The following is a 15,429-nucleotide window of genomic DNA, read 5'->3' as shown; positions in this document are numbered from 1 at the left end:
CGGACACCTTGTGATTTCCCCTCGGCCGGTTCGTTGCCGATCTGGCTCGTGGCGCGAACCACTGCACAGTGCGCGGACACCTCGTAGTCCCGCCGATCAGATCACCGTCAGCCTTGGTCGTCCACAGCACCTAGTTGTCAACGTAGTTATCCACTCGCATCGTCCCCGACGTGGCAAAACGACCCCCCGCCATTCGAGGATCTGTCCATGACCGAGAATCCCCTGGGCACCACGAGCGGTTTCAACAAGGCTCTGGATGAAGCGTTTGCGCGGCTGACTATCGCCGATGACGTCGCCCTCGCCGTGCGAGAGCAGCGGCGGGTGCTGGGGCTGAGTCAGCGGGCATACGCCGAATTTCGGGGGTGCAGCCGCTCAGTGATCGCGCGGGCGGAGGCTGGGCGCAGTGGCGAGATGACCTTCGACCGGGTCCGGTGGCTGCTGGATGGTTCGGGCTACGTCTTGGCCGTGGTCGAGCAGGCCGTCGACCTGAGCTTGATGAGGCCTGCTGGCGCGGTTGCTGGGCGCGAGTTAGTCGCTCGCGATGAAGTCGGACGCCGGCTTCCCGCCCATTTGCCCATCATCGGCGCACCGCGGATTCCGCCGACCTGGTGGTGGGCGCGCCACGGCGGCTGGTTGACCACAACGGTCGTGCCAGCGTGGACCTTTCAATGTCCGCCGGTGTCTGGTCCCGGGGCCGCGGGAACTTCGAACGTGGATAGCGATCGCGATCGCGGTGCCGCGTCGCCTAAAGGGCTGTCGTCACAGTGGCCGCCGTGACACAGGCAATAGCCAGCACCGCGCTACGCCAGGTGTAGGTCCACAGCGCGACCTCGCTATCTGCGCGCCGGCAGCGGTCGCGCCACAACAGAGTGGCCACCGACCCCCACACGGTGATCAGCGGGCCGGCGTTGACACCCACCAAGATCGCCGCAAAACGGTCGGCGGACCCCGCGACCGGTTCCATCGCCAGATATGCCGGGAGGTTGTTTCCCAGGTTGCCGAGCCCCGCTGAGGTGGCCGCGAGGCGGAGTAAGTCACCGGTTGAACTGCCGGCCCCGCCAAGGCTGCGCAAAAGTTCGGTCAGGCCGTGCTTGCCGGCAAGATCGACCACGACGAAGAGCACCACCACCGCAACGACCGTCGTCCACGGCAGCTCTAGCTCGCGCAGCCCGGCCCGGTCGCGCCAGGCGAGAACCCCAAGCAGCACCACGGCAGCGCCAGCCGCCGGGTAGACCGGGGTAATACCCGAGATGAACAGCGGCGCCAGCGACACGCAGACGACTGCGGCGGTGATCAGCAGCACTCGATCGTGTGCCGCTGCGGGCTCGGTGGCGGTGAACCGGCCGCGCAGTTGTCGCCAGTGCAATAACCAGGCGACGACCGCCGTCGCGATGATCGCGGCGAGGGCTGGGCGCCACATGACCCCGACGTACGACGGATGCCCGGGAAGCCTCGAAAACTGATGCAGCGCTAGCAAATTGGTCAAGTTCGAGACGGGCAGCAAGAGGGATGCGGTGTTAGCCAGCCAGACGGTCGTCAAGGCAAATGCGGCGCGGTCCACTCCCGCGCGGTGGGCAATCGACAGCACCACCGGCGTGAGCAGGACGGCGGTTGTGTCAAGGCTCAGCACGATCGTGGAGGCGGTAGCGAGCAGGACGACCAGGAACCAGAGGCGCACGACACTGCCGCGCGCCGCGCGGGCCGCCCAGTGGCCAGTGACGTCGAACAGGCCGGCCCGATCAGCGATCTCGGCAACGATGGTGAGCGCAACCAGAAAGCCCAGAACAGGTGCAACGCGCTCCAGCAGGCCGGCGAGGTCAGGCACGGACTACCGCGTCGAGGATCCACGGTTTGGTTGAGCTCACGGGCTCGGTGAGAGTCACCTCAAACCGATCGGCGAGTCCCTGAGCGAGGCGTTGCGGCCGGCGCGGATCAAGACCGAGCTCGCAGATCGCTCGCGCCACCAAGCCGCGGGTGTGTTTGGCCATGTGGGTAGCGCCCGGAACTCGGATGTGGATCCAGCGGTCGGCGAGGTCGGCTGGGGGAGTCCAGGCCGCGGCGTATGTGCTCGATCGGCAATCGACGATCAGTCCCTTGCCCGCCAGCTGTTGCATCGGTTCGTCCAGCACAGTGCGCCAGTGGCCGGCCAGCGGTCCCACCGCCGGAACATTGACGGCCATCGACAGGCGGTAGGAGGGTGCGCTGTCGCGCAGCGACAAAACCCCGAACAGTGCCGACTGCACATGGATCCACCGGCGCGCCCGCCGGCGGGCGGCCGCGTCCAGGCTCGGAACGTCGAGGGCGTCGTAAAGAACGCCGGTGTAGAGCTGCTCGACCGGGATCGCCGGCGAGGTTCGCAACGCGGTGTTGCGCGCGATCTCGGTGATGAGATTGGGGCTGACCCCGAGGACCGCGGCCGCATTGTCAGCGGCGCTCAGCGCGCCGACGGCGTCGAGCACCTGCTCGCGCGCATCGTTCAGTTCCGGGAAAGTCAGGCGGGAGAGGTCGAGCGTTTTGCCGCGGGTGCGGGTCGATTTGGTCTCCGACGGCGGCAACAAAACGAGCACCGCAGGAGTCTACGAGGCAGTAGCCCCTCACCCACCATCCATGGTCCATAGAGTGGCGCCATGGTGAAGCGAGTGATCTCCATCCGCCCTGCGACCGACGAACCCAGCGATCGGGTCGACAGTCCCGAACTCAAGGCCGCGTTCGACGGCTTGCGACAGCGTTTGGAACTTCCGACCGACTATCCAGCCGACGCCGTACGGGAGGCCGAGGCGAAATCGGCCAACCCGCCGTTGCCCGATCGGGACGAGACGGCGGTGCCGTTTTTCACCATCGACCCCGAAGGGTCCAAGGACCTGGACCAGGCGATGTGTCTGGAGCGCGACGGTGACGGATATCGGGTGCGTTACGCGATCGCGAACGTGCCGGCCTTCGTCGAACCCGGCGGCGCGCTCGACACCGAGACCCACCACCGCGGCCAGACGATCTACCTGCCGGACGCGCGAATCCCGTTGCACCCCACCGTGATGAGTGAGGGCGCCGCGAGCTTGCTCGAGGGGGCGGTGCGTGGCGCGTTCGTGTGGGACTTCCGGCTGAACGCCAGCGGTGAGGTCACGGCCAGCGAGGTCTACCTCGCGAAGGTCAAGAGCATCGCGCGGCTCGACTACACCGGTGTCCAGGGCTCCATCGACGACGGATCTGCCGACGAGCGGTTGCTGCTGTTGAAGGAGATCGGCGAGAAGCGGATCACCCTCGAGCAAGCCCGTGGTGGGGCCAACCTGCCGATGCCGGAGCAGGAGATTCACCCCAAGGGGACCGGCTACGACCTGACCCTGCGCCCGCCGGTCCCTGCCGAGGACTGGAATGCGCAGATCTCGTTGATGACCGGCATGGCCGCCGCGGAGATGATGTTGCACAACCAGATCGGGATCCTGCGCACGATGCCGCCGCCCGACACACACGCCATCACCAGCTTCAAACGAGCCGCCCAGGCTCTCGGCGCCGAGTGGCGCGCTGACTTGACCTATGGCGAGTTCCTACGCACCCTCGACCGCAACGACCCCCGTCAGCTGGCGCTGATCTACGAAGCAACCAGTCTGTTCCGTGGCGCCGGCTACACCTGCTTCGACGGCGACATCCCGGAGGTGACCGAGCAGGCTGCAGTCGCCGCGCCGTACGCACACGTGACCGCGCCGCTGCGCCGGCTGGTGGACCGCTTCGGTCTGGTGATTTGCGAGGCGCTGAGTCGGGATGCGGAGGTGCCGGCGTGGGTTCGTACGGCGTTGGCGCACCTGCCGGAGGAAATGAAGAAGTCCGACGAGGCGGCCAGGTCCGCCGAGCGGGCCGCTACCGACGTCGTGGAGGCCGCGTTCTTGTCGACTCACGTCGGGGAGACCTTCCAGGCTGCTGTCGTCGACAACAACGGCAAGGCAGGGATCCTCGTCCAGCTCACCGACCACGCCGTGATCGCGAACGTGGCGGGGCAGGCCGAGCTTGGTTCGACCGTTTCGGTGCGGTTGGAGTCGGCAGACATCGCGGCCGGGAAGGTTCAGTTCGTTCTCGCCTGACCGCCCGCGTTTGGGCGATGTTTGGGCGATGGGGTCAGCGGCCGTGCTGTTCGGCGACGCGGACGAACAGGTCCGTCACGTGGCGGACGGCTGCGCGTTCGGCTCGGTCCCGGCGCGCGGTGAGGACCACATGTCGGACCGCCGGGACGTCGGTGAGGGCGAGGGTTCGTACGCCGGACTGTGCGCGGGTCGTGAACCGGGGGAGGAGCGCCACGCCGTGGCCCGCTCGTATCATCGCCTCCACCACGCGGTTGTCGCGCACCTCGCCGACGATGTGCGCTTCTCGCCCGGCCCGCTGCTCGATGAGGCTCAGCAGCGCGCGGAAAGGGAACCCAGGCGGCGGCACGATCCACGGGTGTTGAACGGCTTCGGCGGCGCGCACCGTGCGTCGTCCGGCCCAGGCCGCCGTGTCGGGAACGGCAAGGTCGAGCGGTTCGGGAACCAACGACCTGGTGAGCAAGCTGGCCGAGCGCTCCGGAGCGTCCCTCATCGAGTGACCGAGGACCAAGTCATAGTCGTTGCTCAGTTCTGCGAAGCGTTCCTCGGAGACATCGACGTCGTCGAGATGTAGCTGAATGTCGGTGTCGCGCAACGCAGTCAGGACGGCAGGGACCAGATATTCGGCAGCGCTGGGCAGCGCCGCCAGACGTACGGTCCCTGCCGTCCGCTGGGTGAAATCGACCAGCTCGGTGGCAACCCGTTCGAGGGCGACCTCGACGTCCAGCGCGAGTTCGGCGACCCGTCGGCCGGCGTCGGTCAATCGGATCCCGCGACCATCCGGCTCAACCAGTCGTACGCCGAGGTCGCGTTCGGCCGTACGTAACTGTTGGGAGACCGCGGAGGGGGTGCGGTGGGTCGCGGTCGCAACGGCCGCCACGCTGCCGCGATGTTGCAACTCGCGGATCAGGCTGAGGTGGCGTGGATCGATCATGTAGGAAGGCTAAACCTATAGAACATAAAGATTCAGTAGACCTCAGTAGATCCTTGGACGAAGATCGAGGCATGCCCGTTCGCCACCGTCTTCTCGCTTTGGTTGTCGCCGCTTTGTGGGGGGTGAACTTCCTGGCCATTCATGCCTCGCTCGAACAGTTCCCGCCATTCCTGTTGGTGACGATGCGCTGGGTCGCGATCGCGATCCCGACGGTGTTGCTCGTTCCGCGCCCGCAGGTTCCGCTGCGTTACCTGCTGGGCTACGGCGCCGGATTCGGCACCCTGCAGTTCGCCTTCCTCTACGCCGCGATGGCGCAGGGGATGCCGACCGGACTGGCGTCCCTGGTGTTGCAGGCTTCGGCGCCCTTCACCGTCCTGCTCGGGGCTGTCTTCACCGGTGAACGGTTGGGCGGGCGGCGCGGCGCGGGTGTTGGAGTCGCCGTCCTCGGGCTGGCGGTCGTGGCCAGTGCCCACACCGGTGGAGCCACCTGGTGGCCCTTCCTGCTCACCCTGTTCGGTGCCCTTGGATGGGCGTTCGGGAACCTGGCCAGTCGCCAGGCACACGCTCCGAACCCGCTGCACTTCTCGCTGTGGATGTCCGTGGTGCCGGTGATCCCGCTCGGTCTGCTGTCACTCGTGGCCGAAGGTCCACACCGCATCGGGTCGGCATTCGCCACCTCGGGCCATGCGGTGGGCGCCTGGGTCGGGCTGGCTTACACGGTGCTGCTCGGCGCCGTCGCCGGCAGTTGGCTGTGGACCTGGCTGATGGCGCGCCACCCAGCTGGTGTCGTGGCGCCGTACTCAATGCTGGTGCCGGTGGTCGGAATGACGACGGCCGGGTTCGCGCTGGGGGAGTGGCCGCTGCCGATCGAGATCGTCGGCGGGGTGATCATCGTGGCCGGTGTGTTGTACGCGTCGGCCCAACCGGTGCCCGCGCCAAGAGAATCGGGGCAAGAGCCGACTTCGCTGCGCGAGCCGCTCAAGGCGACCTAGCCCGACTGGCTGGTTCGGGTCGTGAGCTGAAGTGAACGAGTCGGCCGATACGCCGGGTTCTGTCGTTGAGCGACCATCCATCTAGGACGACCGTTGCCGGTCGCCTCCAGCGGCCTACCCGTGTGCTCGGGCGAGCAGCCCTCAAACGCACACTGTCTGGCCTTGCTCCGGGTGGGGTTTACCTAGCCGCCCCAGTCACCTGGGGCGCTGGTGGTCTCTTACACCGCCGTTTCACCCTTACCTGCGCAAGCGCAGGCGGTCTGTTTTCTGTGGCACTGTCCCGCGGGTCACCCCGGGTGGCCGTTAGCCACCACCCTGCTCTTCGGAGCCCGGACGTTCCTCGGCGGGAGCGAACTCCCGACGCGGCCGCCTGGCCGACTCGTTCGCGCAGCAGTCTAGCCCCGAGTCAGCTCCAGCTCGTTTCGCGCGGGCGGCCCTCGTCGTAGCCGCTCGCCGATTGCACACCGACGGTCGCCCGCTCGCGGAACTCGGCGATGTCACGGGCACCTGCGTAGGTGAAGCTGGACCGGACGCCGGCCACGATCGAGTCGATGAGGTCCTCAACGCCCGGGCGCTGGGCGTCCAGATACATCCGCGAGGAGGAGATTCCCTCTTCGAACAACGCCGAGCGGGCGCGGTCGTAGGCCGAACGGCCCGCCGTACGGTTGCGCACCGCCCGCGCCGACGCCATGCCGAAAGACTCCTTGTAATAGAGACCGTTAGCGTCGCGGTTGAGGTCACCGGGGCTCTCCCACGTTCCGGCGAACCACGAACCGATCATCACCGACGCGGCGCCAGCGGCGAGGGCGAGCGCAACATCGCGCGGGTATTTCACGCCACCGTCCGCCCACACGTGAGCGCCGACTTCAGTTGCCGCGGCGGCACATTCGAGAACCGCAGAGAACTGCGGTCGGCCGACGCCTGTCATCATCCGGGTCGTACACATTGCGCCCGGACCAACGCCGACCTTGATGATGTCGGCGCCCGCCTGAGCGAGGTCGCGCGCACCATCGGCAGTGACGACATTGCCTGCGGCGACCGGAACGCGTACGCCGGTCTCTGCCTCATGCGCGTCGCGTGCATCGCGCACGATCGACAGGGCGTCGATCATCTTCTCTTGGTGGCCGTGGGCGGTGTCGACGACGAGCACGTCGGCGCCCGCCTTCAGCATTGCCTCGGCCTTGGCGCGCACGTCACCGTTGATTCCGATCGCCACGCCAAGGCGCAGCTTCCCCTGAGCGTCCAGCGCCGGCTGGTAGATCGCCGAGCGCAGGATGCCGCGACGGGTCAGAACCCCTTGCAGCACACCGTCACTCACCACCGGGGCCACCCCGAGGTGGTGGCGGGTGAGGTCATCGAAAACGGCGTCGAGGTTCGCGTCGGCCGACACGGTGAACAGCTCCGCGCTCATCACGTCGGAGACCGTGGTGAACCGGTCGACCTCCTTGAGGTCGTGTTCGGTGACGATGCCGATCGGGCGGTGAGCGTCGTCAACCACGACGGCGGCGCCGTGGGCTCGCTTGCCCAACAAGGCGATTGCCGAGGCGACCGGGGCATCGGGGGCGATCGTCACCGCGGTCTCGAAGACGGTGTGGCGCGACTTCACGTAATCGATGGTCTTGGTGATCTCGTGGACCGGAATGTCCTGGGGCAGCACCGCAATCGCGCCGCGTCGGGCGACGGTCTCCGACATCCGACGACCCGAGACCGCGGTCATGTTCGCAACGACGAGCGGGACGGTGGTGCCGACAAGGTCCGGGGTGGTCAGATCCACGTCGAGGCGGCTGGTCACCGACGAGCGGGACGGAACCATAAAGACGTCGCTGTACGTGAGGTCGTACGGGGGCAGGTCACCGAGGAGTTTCACGTAGAGGGATGGTACGTCGTGGGACGGCTTACGTCGATTAGCGTGACGAGCATGATCCTCACCCATCTCGGACACGCCTGCCTGCTGGTCGAATATCCAGACCTGCGGATCCTGATCGATCCGGGCAATCTGTCGTCGTTCGAGCCGGTCAGCGGCGTCGACGCGATCCTGGTGACCCACCAGCACCCCGATCACCTCGACACCGACAAGCTCGACGCACTGCTCGAGCGCAACCCCAACGCACAGCTGCGCACCGACCCGGAGACCGCGCAGATCCTGACGGATTCTGGCATCCAAGTCACCGCGAATGCGGCCGGTCAGCGGTTCAGCCTTGGGCCGGTCGAGGTCACTCCGGTGGGCGGCGAACACGCTGAGATCCACCCGTACATTCCTCGGATCGCCAATGTCGGACTGCTGCTGAGCAGTCCGGGTCAACCCTCGCTGTTCCACCCCGGCGATGCTCTCCAGGGGCAGCCGCTGGAGCCGGTCGACCTGCTTGCGGTGCCGGTGAGCGCGCCGTGGGCCGCGGTGAAAGAAACGATTGATTTCGTACGCCGCATTGCGCCGAAGGCGGTCATTCCGATCCACGACGGTCTGCTGACCGACGTCGGGCGCGCGGTGTATTTGCATCACATCGGCCAGTTCGGGCTCGACGGCGGCGTGGAAATGCGCGACCTGCGGGGTGCGCCAGCCACTGAGATGCTTTAACAACTCAGCTTAGCCTGGCCTAAGATCGCGATCGTGCCGGAGATCAAGGTCAAGAAGAAGTGCTGCAAGAGCAATCCACGCTGCAAGAAGTGCCCCGTGGTCATGCACCGACTCACCATGCTCGGACACGCCAAGAAGGTTGACTCGCGCCTCTACGCGGTGACCTCGAAGCCACCGAAGAAGGTCGCCAAGTCGGTGCGCGCCCGCTGAGCCGCGGCCGTTAGCCTGACCGCATGACTCTTCGTGTGACGCCGTGCACCGATCGCGCCGAATGGGACGAGCTGGTGAACAGCTCTGGGGGCCACCCGCTGCAATTGTGGGGCTGGGGCGAGCTGAAGTCTCGCTACGACTGGAGCGCCGACCGTCTGGTCGTGCGCGACGGGGCTGAGGTTCTCGGCTCGGCCCAGGTCTTGTTCCGCAAGCTCCCGCAGCCGTTCCGGTCACTCGCCTACATTCCACGAGGGCCGCAGGTCGGCAGCGACGATGACCGCGTGGTGGTGCTCGAAGCGATTGCCGGCCACATCAAGCAGACCCGCAAACCGATCGGTCTGACCGTCGAACCCGACTGGGAGACACCGGATTCCCCGCTTCCGAAGGGGCAGGAGGCCGACCCTTCGGCCAGCGCCCCGTGGCTTGACGCGATCACTCGCGCGGGGTTCGTACGCAGCGAGAACACGGGCCTGATCCCCAGCACCCTGATCGTTGATTGCAGCCTCGACGACGACGCGCTGATGAAGGGCTTCGGTTCGAGCGCCCGGCAAAACGTGCGCAAGTCGTTCAAGGCCGAGAACGTGCGGTTCGGGCTCGTCACCGACGAAGCCGACCTGCAACAGGTGCTCGCGATCAACCACGAGACGGCTCGTCGCGCCGGCTTCAACGTGCACAGCGACGACTACCACCACGCGATCCGGGAGTGCCTGGGCGAGCGATCGCAGCTGATTGCGGCGTACGAAGGCGACCAGGTCGTCGCGTTCGTATGGCTCGTCGTGTCGGGCAGGACAGCGTTTGAGCTCTACGGCGGAGTGAACGAACGCGGGATGAAGCTGCGACTGAACTACGGACTGAAGTTCTGGGCGATGCAGCACGTTCGCGAGCAGGGTGTCAGCCGCTACGACTTCAACGGCCTGCTGAACGACGGTATTAGCGACTTCAAGCGGCAGTTCGCCAAGCACGAAAACCTGCTGGTCGGAACCTACGATCGGCAGCTGTCGCCGATGTTCCCGGTGTTCTCCCGGGCGCTGCCGACCGTTCGCAAGGTCGTGAAAACGACTGTGCCGCAGGCGAAGGCCGCGGTGAAGGACCCGAAGGCGGCCGTCGCCGGCGTACGCGAGGCGGTTGCCAAGCGTCGCAGCAGCTGACGGCCGCCGACGGGGGCGAGCCCTACTTGTTCGCTGCGCTCCAGGCGGCGCCGACAATCCCGGCCGCGTTCTCCAGCTTTGCCGGCACGATCGGTGCGCGCAGGTCGAGCAGCGGCAGGAACTTCTCCGACTTCGACGACACACCGCCACCGACCACGATCAGGTCGGGGGAGAGCAGCATCTCGATGTGGCTGTAGTAGGTCTGCAACCGCTTGGCCCACTTCTCCCACGACATGTCCTTGGCATCGCGAACGCTGTCGGCCGCCCTGGACTCAGCGTCGTGTCCGTCAATCTCAAGGTGACCGAATTCGGTGTTGGGAACCAGGACGCCGTGGTTGAGCAGAGCTGAACCGATGCCGGTGCCCAGCGTCGAGACCAGCACCAGTCCTTCCTGGCCCTTCGCCGCGCCGTACTGAAGTTCGCCGACCCCGGCGGCGTCGGCGTCGTTCATCACGACGACATCACGCTTGAGGGTCTTTTCCAGCAACTTCTCGACGTCGGTGTCGATCCACGACTTGTCGATGTTGGCGGCCGTGCGGACGACCCCGTGGGTGACCACGGCGGGCAGCGTGATGCCCACCGCCTCGTTGCCGATCTGGTCGGCGAAATGCTCGACGATCTGGGCGATGACCTTGACGACGTTCTCCGGAGTGGACTTCTCCGGCGTCGGAATCCGCAGCCGGTCGGCAGCGAACTGACCGGTGCTCAGATCGACCGGGGCGCCCTTGATGCCGGAGCCGCCGACGTCGATGCCAAGGGGGTGGGTGTTGGTCATGCGATCTCCTTCGATGAGCGGATCAGGGCAGGGTCAGGATCTCAGGGCCGTCGTCGGTGATCAGCAGAGTGTGCTCGAACTGCGCGCACCATGAGCCGTCGACGGTGGTGACGGTCCAGCCGTCGTCCCAGAGTTGGGTGTCACCGGAACCGAGGGTGATCATCGGCTCGATGGTGAAGGTCATGCCGGGCTCGATCACGTCGTCGTAGGACGGGGCCGCGTCGTAGTGCGGGATCACCAGGCCGGAATGGAAGGTGTCGCCGATGCCGTGGCCGGTGTAGTCGTGCACGACGCCGTAGCCGAATCGGGCGGCGTACTTCTCGATCACCCGGCCGATGATGTTGACCTGGCGACCAGGCAGGGCCGCCTTGATCCCGCGCATCATCGCCTCGTGGGTGCGCTCGGTCAGATCGCGCACCTCCGGCGCGACCTCGCCGACGAAGAACGTCCCGCAGTTGTCGCCGTGAACTCCCTCGATATAAGCCGTCACATCGATTTTGACAAGGTCGCCTTCCTGCAACGGCAGGTCGTCTGGGATGCCGTGACAGACGACCTCGTTGACGCTGGTGCAGAGCGACTTGGGGAAGCTGCGGTAGCCCAAGGTCGAGGGGTAGGCGCGGTGGTCCATCAGGAACTCGTGGGCCACTCGGTCGAGGTGGTCGGTGGTGACTCCTGGCGCGACCGCGGCCCCCGCAGCCTGCAACGCCTGCGCCCCGAGGCGCCCGGCGATGCGCATCTTCTCGATCGTCTCGGCGTCCTTGACCTCGTTGCCGTCGTACGGCCGGGGCTCGGGGCGGTCGACATATTCGGGACGGGCGATCGTGGTCGGGACGGCGCGGCGGGGACTGATGTTTCCGGGGACCATCCTGGCTCGCTGCGACATAGGGTTCAGCCTAAGGGCGACCCAGCCCAGGACAGCCCATGAGAAGGAGTGACGAATGGCGTACTGGTTCAACACCAACACCGGACAAGTCGAACAAGACGGCTCGACCGAGTCCAAGGACCACCTGATGGGTCCTTACTCCTCGGAGGACGAGGCGCGCGCCGCCTTGGAGAAGGCCAAGGCCAACACCGACCGCTGGGATGCCGAGGACAAGGAGTGGGAAGACGGCTGATTAGCCGTTGAGACCACGCTTCAACACGGGGCGGCCGACCACTGCGATGAGCAGGGCGGCCGCCCCTGCGCTGAGTGTCACCAGGAACCCGGTGCCCGGTTCGAAACGCTGGATCAGAGAACCCGAGGCCGCCGAGCCGACGGCCACACCGATCAACAGACCGGTGAGCACCACGCTCATCGCCTCGCTGCTCTGGGCCCTCGGAACGCAGCGCTGAGCCAATTGCATCGCGATGATCAGCGTCGGTGCGGTGGCCGCGCCGGCGACGAGCAGCACCAGGCCCAGCACGGTCAGCCGGTCGACTGCCAACAGGATCGGGGTCTCGAGCAGGAACATCGCCGCCGTGCCCGCGATCAACGCGGTCGGCAGGGAATGGCCGAGCGTGCGGGTTCCGAACCACAACCCGGCAACGGCAGAGCCGAGCGCGAACAGCCCGATGACAAGTCCGGCGCTTGAGGCCTGACCCAGATGCTTGGCAACCGCGACGGTCGACACCTCATTCGAACCGAAGATGGTGCCGGTCATGAACAAGATGACGGCCAGCAGCACGATCCCAGGGGTTCGGACGGCAAGGGCGCTCTGGTGGTGGGTGGCCGCATCGACCGGTGGTTCGGTCTCCCGCTCGGACAGGAACAGCAGCGTGCCGATCGCGCCGAGCGCCCCGGCGGCGAGAACGCCGGCCTCGGGGAACCAGAGCGTGGCCAGGCCCACCGCGAGCGCTGGGCCCAGGACAAACGCCAGCTCGTCGGTGACCTGTTCCAACGACATCGCCGAGTGCAGCCGGCCGGGGGAGTCGGCCAGGCGATGGGCCCACCGAGCCCGGCTCAGCGTCCCGATGTTCGCCGGCACAGACCCGAAGGCGTACGAAACGAAGAGAGTCTAGTGCGGCCAGTGGCTCGCCGAGGAAATCGCCACGACCACGGTCCATGCGAGGGACCACGCCAGCAGCGGAAGTGCGACGACTCGCTGGCCGTAGCGGTCGACGAGTCGCCCGGAAATGACTGCCGAGACTGCCAACACGATCAACCCGGCTGCCGACACCGCCCCGGCCAGGGCGAACGACCCCGTGCGCAGCGACACCATGGTGACCAGGCCCATGCCGTACATCGAATAACCGAACCGGCCGATGGCCGAACCACCAAGGAATCGGCGAGCGGCGGGATCCCGCAGTAGGGGGGCGTACGTCGACAGCACCAGCCCATCCCATCACCCGCGCTCGACTTTGGGAGGTCCGGGACTGCGGAGTAGTTTGGGGAGCGATGAGTACGACAACTGCCGCCATTGCGGTTACCCAGGCCGGAAAACCCTTCGAGCAGACAACCATCGAGCGACGCGCTCTGCGCGACGACGACGTCCGGATCGACATTAAGTTCGCCGGCATCTGCCACAGCGATATCCACACCGTTCGCCAGGAATGGGGCGGTGTCGAGTTCCCCCTCGTTCCCGGTCACGAGATCGCCGGAATTGTCAGTGAAGTCGGATCGACCGTCACCAAATACAAGGTCGGCGACCGAGTCGGCGTCGGCTGCATGGTCGACTCCTGCGGTGAGTGCGAGAACTGCAAGGACGGCCACGAGCAGTTCTGCGTCAAGCCCGCCGTCTTCACCTACGCCTCGGTCAACTACGACGGTGAGCGCGCCCAGGGCGGCTACGCCCAGCAGATCGTGGTCACCGAACGTTTCGTCTGCCGCATCCCCGACGAGCTTGAGCTCGATGTTGCCGCTCCGTTGCTCTGCGCCGGCATCACCACCTACTCGCCGCTGAAGCGCTGGGGAACCGGCCCGGGCAAGCGGGTCGGTGTGGTTGGAGTCGGTGGCCTCGGCCACCTCGGAGTCAAGATCGCCGCCGCTATGGGCGCGGAGGTCGTCGGCCTCTCGCGCACCATGGACAAGGCTGCTGACTCCGAGGCGCTCGGCGCCAGCGCCCACCTCGCCACCGGCGACCCCGCAACCTTCAAGGACAACCGGGGCACCTTCGACATCATCTTGAACACGGTGAGTGCCGACCTGCCGATGAACGACTACATGAATCTGTTGAAGCCGTTCGGGGTGCTGGTGAGCGTCGGTCTGCCCAATGGCGACTACGTCATCCCGCCGCGCGCCGTCGTCGGTCGCAGCAAGGTGTTGACCGGGTCGATGATCGGCGGCATCCCGGAGACCCAGGAGATGCTCGACTTCTGCGCCGAACATGGCATCGGCGCCACCATCGAGACCATCACCGCCGACCAGGTCGACAAGGCCTATGACGACGTCGTCGCCGGCAAGGTCCGCTACCGCTACGTGATCGACACCTCCACGATCGCTCCGGCGACCAAGTGAGGAAAAGCCCTGTGGCCCAGCGGATTCCGCTGGGCCATCGGTCTGTCCGATGACAAGTTCGTCCACCGAGCCGGAGTTCTCGCTGCGCCGCCTGGCGCTGCCTGCGTACGGTCCGTCGCTGCTGTTCGGTTTAGGCGAGGGTGCGGCCCTGCCGGTGATCGTGCTGACCGCCCGTCACCTGGGGTCGAGCGTCCCCGAAGCCGCGCTGATCGTGATGCTGATCGACGTCGCCTCGTTGTTCTGCAATGTTCCGGCCTCGATCGTCACCGCGCGGTTCGGAGAGCGGTGGTCGATCGTCGGTGCGGCGGCCACCGCCGCGGTATCGGCGTTGGTCTGTTGGGCGGCCACCGAGTTGTGGATGCTGGTCGTCGGTGTCCTGCTGATGGGTGCGTCGGCCTCAGTCTTCATGCTTGCCCGGCAGAGCTATCTGACCGAGGCGGTGCCAGCGGCATTCCGGGCCCGCGCGCTCAGCACGCTGGGCGGCGTCATGCGGATTGGTGTCTTTATCGGGCCGTTCCTCGGCGCCGCCGCCATCGGCCTCGGCGGCCTGCGGTCCTCCTACCTCGTCTATCTGGGGGCGGTCGCCGCGGCGGGCGCAATTGCCGCGACGCTGCCGGACTTGCCGGCCACCGACAAGGTCCGCGCCGCGGGGCCGGTGAGCGTGCGGCGGGTGCTGGTCGAACATCGCCGCACCTTCCTCACCGTCGGCATCGGCATCCTGCTGGTTGCCGCGGTGCGGTCGAGCCGGCAGGCGGTGATCCCGCTGTGGGCCGAACACCTCGGGCTGTCGCCCCAGGCGGCCTCACTGGTCTACGGCATCGCCGGCGGCGTCGACATGCTCGTGTTCTATCCGTCCGGCAAGGTGATGGATCTCTACGGCCGTCGCTGGGTGACGGTGCCCTCGATGTTGGTGATGGCCGCGAGTCTGATCGCGATGCCGTTCACCCACTCGGTTATCCCGTTCGCGATCGTGGCCTGTGTGCTCGGCTTCGGCAACGGGATCGGGGCGGGCATGGTGATGACCCTCGGAGCCGATTACTCGCCCGACGTGGGTCGAGCCCAGTTCCTGGGGATCTGGCGTGAACTGTCCGACCTCGGCGCTGTGGGTGGCCCGGGATTGCTGTCGGCCGTCACCGCCGCTGTGTCGCTCGGCCCGGCCATCGCCACCACCGGTGTCGTCGGCCTCGGCGCCGCCGCGGTGCTCTATCGGTCGGTGCCCCGCAAGAACCGGCCCTTCAAATCGGCGCGAGTTTCTGCCGGATAGACGAAAGTCTCCCGGCAGAAACTCGTGC

At 66.7% G+C, this 15,429-nt stretch carries 17 protein-coding genes and 1 other RNA gene; 9 read left to right on the top strand and 9 right to left on the bottom strand.

Annotation, left to right across the window (positions count from 1 at the left end; all coding sequences use genetic code 11):
• The first annotated feature begins 207 nt into the window (after positions 1 to 207).
• Positions 208 to 777, top strand: coding sequence for a helix-turn-helix domain-containing protein (locus ACYU98_RS14720; RefSeq protein WP_460468980.1), 570 nt, complete (start codon positions 208 to 210; stop codon positions 775 to 777).
• On the opposite strand, the gene ACYU98_RS14715 is transcribed toward ACYU98_RS14720, so the two are convergent.
• Both ACYU98_RS14715 and ACYU98_RS14710 read right to left on the bottom strand, forming a co-directional pair.
• A complete protein-coding gene (locus ACYU98_RS14715) occupies positions 746 to 1,825 on the bottom strand; it encodes an SLC13 family permease (RefSeq protein WP_460468979.1) in 1,080 nt (359 codons plus the stop codon). The genes ACYU98_RS14720 and ACYU98_RS14715 overlap by 32 nt on opposite strands.
• Entirely contained in the window at positions 1,818 to 2,567 is a 750-nt protein-coding gene (locus ACYU98_RS14710) for a YaaA family protein (protein WP_460468978.1), read from the bottom strand. Before ACYU98_RS14710 ends, ACYU98_RS14715 begins: the two co-directional genes overlap by 8 nt.
• A gap of 60 nt (positions 2,568 to 2,627) precedes the next feature.
• On the opposite strand from ACYU98_RS14710, the gene ACYU98_RS14705 reads away from it, so the two are divergent.
• Entirely contained in the window at positions 2,628 to 4,073 is a 1,446-nt protein-coding gene (locus ACYU98_RS14705) for an RNB domain-containing ribonuclease (protein WP_460468977.1), read from the top strand.
• 34 nt (positions 4,074 to 4,107) lie between these two features.
• Here the strand turns inward: ACYU98_RS14705 and ACYU98_RS14700 are convergent, their stop codons facing one another.
• Positions 4,108 to 5,004 carry a LysR family transcriptional regulator gene (locus tag ACYU98_RS14700; RefSeq protein WP_460468976.1) on the bottom strand — a complete coding sequence of 299 codons (897 nt, stop codon included), beginning with the start codon at positions 5,002 to 5,004 and terminating at the stop codon, positions 4,108 to 4,110.
• A 71-nt stretch (positions 5,005 to 5,075) separates the two neighbouring features.
• On the opposite strand from ACYU98_RS14700, the gene ACYU98_RS14695 reads away from it, so the two are divergent.
• The gene (locus tag ACYU98_RS14695; protein ID WP_460468975.1) at positions 5,076 to 5,996 is read left to right on the top strand and encodes an EamA family transporter; all 921 of its coding nucleotides are present in this window, start codon (positions 5,076 to 5,078) and stop codon (positions 5,994 to 5,996) included.
• Positions 5,997 to 6,028: 32 nt separating this feature from the next.
• Here the strand turns inward: ACYU98_RS14695 and rnpB are convergent.
• Both rnpB and ACYU98_RS14685 read right to left on the bottom strand, forming a co-directional pair.
• Positions 6,029 to 6,378, bottom strand: an RNA gene (gene rnpB / locus ACYU98_RS14690) — RNase P RNA component class A.
• Positions 6,379 to 6,402: 24 nt separating this feature from the next.
• Positions 6,403 to 7,863, bottom strand: a complete 1,461-nt coding sequence (locus tag ACYU98_RS14685) for a GuaB1 family IMP dehydrogenase-related protein (RefSeq protein WP_460468974.1) — start codon at positions 7,861 to 7,863, stop codon at positions 6,403 to 6,405.
• 51 nt (positions 7,864 to 7,914) lie between these two features.
• On the opposite strand from ACYU98_RS14685, the gene ACYU98_RS14680 reads away from it, so the two are divergent.
• From ACYU98_RS14680 to ACYU98_RS14670, 3 genes are read left to right on the top strand one after another with little or no spacing between them, the layout of a single operon-like run.
• A complete protein-coding gene (locus tag ACYU98_RS14680; RefSeq protein WP_460468973.1) occupies positions 7,915 to 8,571 on the top strand; it encodes an MBL fold metallo-hydrolase in 657 nt (218 codons plus the stop codon).
• Between the two features lie 33 nt (positions 8,572 to 8,604).
• Positions 8,605 to 8,781, top strand: a complete 177-nt coding sequence (locus tag ACYU98_RS14675; protein ID WP_460468972.1) for a hypothetical protein — start codon at positions 8,605 to 8,607, stop codon at positions 8,779 to 8,781.
• Between the two features lie 23 nt (positions 8,782 to 8,804).
• Positions 8,805 to 9,929: a lipid II:glycine glycyltransferase FemX gene (locus ACYU98_RS14670; RefSeq protein WP_460468971.1), complete on the top strand. Its 1,125-nt coding sequence runs from the start codon at positions 8,805 to 8,807 to the stop codon at positions 9,927 to 9,929.
• A 22-nt stretch (positions 9,930 to 9,951) separates the two neighbouring features.
• Here the strand turns inward: ACYU98_RS14670 and ppgK are convergent, their stop codons facing one another.
• Both ppgK and map read right to left on the bottom strand, forming a co-directional pair.
• The gene (gene ppgK / locus ACYU98_RS14665) at positions 9,952 to 10,704 is read right to left on the bottom strand and encodes a polyphosphate--glucose phosphotransferase (RefSeq protein ID WP_460468970.1); all 753 of its coding nucleotides are present in this window, start codon (positions 10,702 to 10,704) and stop codon (positions 9,952 to 9,954) included.
• Between the two features lie 22 nt (positions 10,705 to 10,726).
• Positions 10,727 to 11,587, bottom strand: coding sequence for a type I methionyl aminopeptidase (gene map, locus ACYU98_RS14660; protein WP_460468969.1), 861 nt, complete (start codon positions 11,585 to 11,587; stop codon positions 10,727 to 10,729).
• Positions 11,588 to 11,642: 55 nt separating this feature from the next.
• Between map and ACYU98_RS14655 the strand changes: the two genes are divergently transcribed.
• Entirely contained in the window at positions 11,643 to 11,819 is a 177-nt protein-coding gene (locus ACYU98_RS14655; RefSeq protein WP_460468968.1) for a methionine aminopeptidase, read from the top strand.
• Here the strand turns inward: ACYU98_RS14655 and ACYU98_RS14650 are convergent, their stop codons facing one another.
• Positions 11,820 to 12,668, bottom strand: a complete 849-nt coding sequence (locus tag ACYU98_RS14650; protein WP_460468967.1) for an MFS transporter — start codon at positions 12,666 to 12,668, stop codon at positions 11,820 to 11,822.
• A 30-nt stretch (positions 12,669 to 12,698) separates the two neighbouring features.
• On the bottom strand, positions 12,699 to 13,013 hold the full coding sequence (locus ACYU98_RS14645; protein ID WP_460468966.1) for a hypothetical protein: 315 nt from the start codon (positions 13,011 to 13,013) through the stop codon (positions 12,699 to 12,701).
• A 65-nt stretch (positions 13,014 to 13,078) separates the two neighbouring features.
• On the opposite strand from ACYU98_RS14645, the gene ACYU98_RS14640 reads away from it, so the two are divergent.
• Positions 13,079 to 14,137, top strand: a complete 1,059-nt coding sequence (locus tag ACYU98_RS14640) for an NAD(P)-dependent alcohol dehydrogenase (RefSeq protein ID WP_460468965.1) — start codon at positions 13,079 to 13,081, stop codon at positions 14,135 to 14,137.
• A 49-nt stretch (positions 14,138 to 14,186) separates the two neighbouring features.
• Positions 14,187 to 15,401 (top strand): MFS transporter, encoded by a 1,215-nt coding sequence (locus ACYU98_RS14635; protein WP_460468964.1) that lies wholly within the window; start codon positions 14,187 to 14,189, stop codon positions 15,399 to 15,401.
• Positions 15,402 to 15,429 lie beyond the last annotated feature (28 nt).

The sequence above is a fragment of the Calidifontibacter terrae genome (assembly GCF_054778835.1).
This window is presented reverse-complemented; position numbering and strand designations above follow the sequence as displayed.